General features: G+C 65.9%; 4 protein-coding genes and 1 riboswitch. Of the genes, 1 reads left to right on the plus strand and 3 read right to left on the minus strand.

Features of this window, described 5'->3' with window-relative positions; genetic code table 11:
- Nucleotides 1-71: 71 nt before the first annotated feature.
- The 3 genes from G6019_RS11645 to G6019_RS11655 all read right to left on the minus strand — a co-directional run bounded on the left by G6019_RS11645 (nt 72) and on the right by G6019_RS11655 (nt 1,233).
- Nucleotides 72-527 carry a hypothetical protein gene (locus tag G6019_RS11645; RefSeq protein ID WP_182613603.1) on the minus strand — a complete coding sequence of 152 codons (456 nt, stop codon included), beginning with the start codon at nt 525-527 and terminating at the stop codon, nt 72-74.
- Between the two features lie 89 nt (nt 528-616).
- Nucleotides 617-754 (minus strand): hypothetical protein, encoded by a 138-nt coding sequence (locus G6019_RS11650; RefSeq protein WP_182613602.1) that lies wholly within the window; start codon nt 752-754, stop codon nt 617-619.
- Between the two features lie 104 nt (nt 755-858).
- Nucleotides 859-1,233: a hypothetical protein gene (locus G6019_RS11655; protein WP_182613601.1), complete on the minus strand. Its 375-nt coding sequence runs from the start codon at nt 1,231-1,233 to the stop codon at nt 859-861.
- A 475-nt stretch (nt 1,234-1,708) separates the two neighbouring features.
- Nucleotides 1,709-1,806: riboswitch (TPP riboswitch) on the plus strand.
- Between the two features lie 33 nt (nt 1,807-1,839).
- Here G6019_RS11655 and G6019_RS17680 point away from each other — a divergent pair.
- Nucleotides 1,840-2,185: ATP-binding cassette domain-containing protein (locus G6019_RS17680; RefSeq protein ID WP_182627649.1), on the plus strand; the 346-nt coding region annotated here is incomplete at its 3' end.

The raw sequence follows: 2,185 nt of genomic DNA on the forward strand, positions 1-2,185 counted from the left end.
CCGCAGATCCCCGTGAATCACCCGGGCTAGCGGTGGCGATATTTCGTGTAGCCGAACCACTTCTGGGAAACCTAAAGCAGGCCCCAGGCCTTTTCGATCCGGGCGATTTCTTTAGCCAACACCAAGGCCCCTGAGTCGTCTATCCACACGTTGACTTCGTAGATCATGCTGGGGTCGACCTTGTCAGCAATGTCCGCGACGTTCGTCCGTACCTGCTCGTCTTCCCAGTTGAGATGTGGATAGAGGGAAAGGAACCATGCTGTTCTGGTGCCGATCGACCGGAACCTGGTAGTGACATGCCGGGCGCCCGCTTCCAGCTTCGCCTCCGCTTCATCGGTTTGGCGGTCTCGCTCCTGCATCGCCTCTGCCAGACCGCTCCTCCACGACGCGACTATGTCCCGTTTATAGGCAAGATCTAATTCGGATCTCTTAGCCTGCCACTGAAACTTAGGTGCCAGGAGACCAGTCAACGCCGGACCGGCTGCTCCGACGGCCGCACCAACTACAACAGCCCAGGCAGGATCCACGTCTGTCTCCGATCTCTCGATAGAGGCAAAACACTAACGAAGTAGCCTGCGGGCGACCGGAGATCTCAGGGTTTGGGGTGGCGAAGTCCTCACGCCAGCGTGAAGGGCTGCGGCGGCCTAATGGCGGCGGCCAGGTCCGCCAGGGTGCGGAGGTCTGCGTCGGTGGCCTCCAGGACCCCGCCGCCCTCCACCACGCGGACGATGATCCGCACGACCACCAGGGCCACCGCCGCATCGGGGTACTCCGACCTCGGGACGGGACCGATCCGGCGGCGGAGGAGACGACTGGCCGGGTGCCCCAGTCGGTAAGCGCGGAAGAGTTCCGCGTCGGTTACCAACGGGCCAAGACGGCCTCCAGGGCTTCGCGGAAGTCACCCATGGTCGGCCACCTCCACCAGGCGTCACTCACCGGGGCCAGCGGTGGCCGGTCGTCCACGACCTCGTGAGCGTGTCCGCGCTGGAGGCCGAGACGGACGTGGAACATCTCGTCGGGGTCGAAGAACTCCCGGGCGATCTTCCTGGGCAAGGAGCCGGAGTCCACCACTGTCGGGCGACCGGCCCGGAGGGCTTCACACGCCCGGGTCACCGGGTTGTGGCCCGCGGCCATCTCCGCGTACAGGTGCAGCTGCCGGACGACGGGAGAACCCAGGTAGTCATCGACCAGATCCACGGTGGTGGTCCTGGTGGGTGCGCTCAACCGTGCCATACCGCGCCGCCTTCCCGTTGGCCACGCCGCCCCACCGGGCACGGGCCGCCTTCAGGTGGGTCCAGGACTTCGTCTCCGGCTTAGCGACAACCTCCGCCCGGTCAATGAGCTGGCGTGCCCACTTCTCCCCCTGGGGCTCCTGGAGGCGGATCTCGGCCGCCAGGAGGGTGGGGCGCCTGGTTTAGAGCATGTGTCCGGCACGGCGACCGGCTCTCAGCCGGTCCCCGTGCCCACATCGTCGTCGGCACCGGGGCTCCCCCTCCGCGTGGTCACTCCCGATCGCGTTTTCCAAGGTGGGATATTCCACAATCCGTCAAATGTGACCACTCGCCGAGTTTCAGATGGGACTCGCCTGCCACCACCCACCTGTCACGGGCGATTGCACCCGACCATCGCTACCAGCAATGGAGTCGCGTCGAATCCCGATACGTGCCGATGGTACGTTCGGAATTCGAGCTGATTCGCAAAGGTCAGCATCGATGACACGGGGTGCCCCTACCGAACGGGGCTGAGATCACACCCGCTGAACCTGAACTCGTTCACACGAGCGGAGGGATGTCACATGCGCTGGTGCATTCGGTGCTGAGTCGCCCCGGAGCCACGGCCGTGGCGCTGGATGGTCTGGGGCACACCTACCCGGGCGCGCGTCGCCCTGTTCTCGCCGACCTGAGCCTGTCCGTCCCGGTGGGCGAACACGTCGCCGTCGTCGGGCGCAGCGGATGCGGCAAATCCACGCTGCTGTCGCTGATCGCCGGCCTCGCCGAACCGACGACCGGGTCCGTCGCCGTCCGCGACGAACGCCAGCCCGCCCGTCGTCTTGAGCACTGCGCCATGATGCCGCAGGGCGACAGCCTGTTGCCGTGGATGACCCTGCTCGACAACGTGGCGATCAGTCTCCGCAATCAACGGGTGCGGCGGCGCGTGGCCCGGGCCGAGGCCCAGCTCCTGCTGG

The sequence above is a fragment of the Dietzia sp. DQ12-76 genome (genome assembly GCF_014145045.1).
In the GTDB taxonomy this organism is placed as follows: Bacteria; Actinomycetota; Actinomycetes; order Mycobacteriales; family Mycobacteriaceae; genus Dietzia.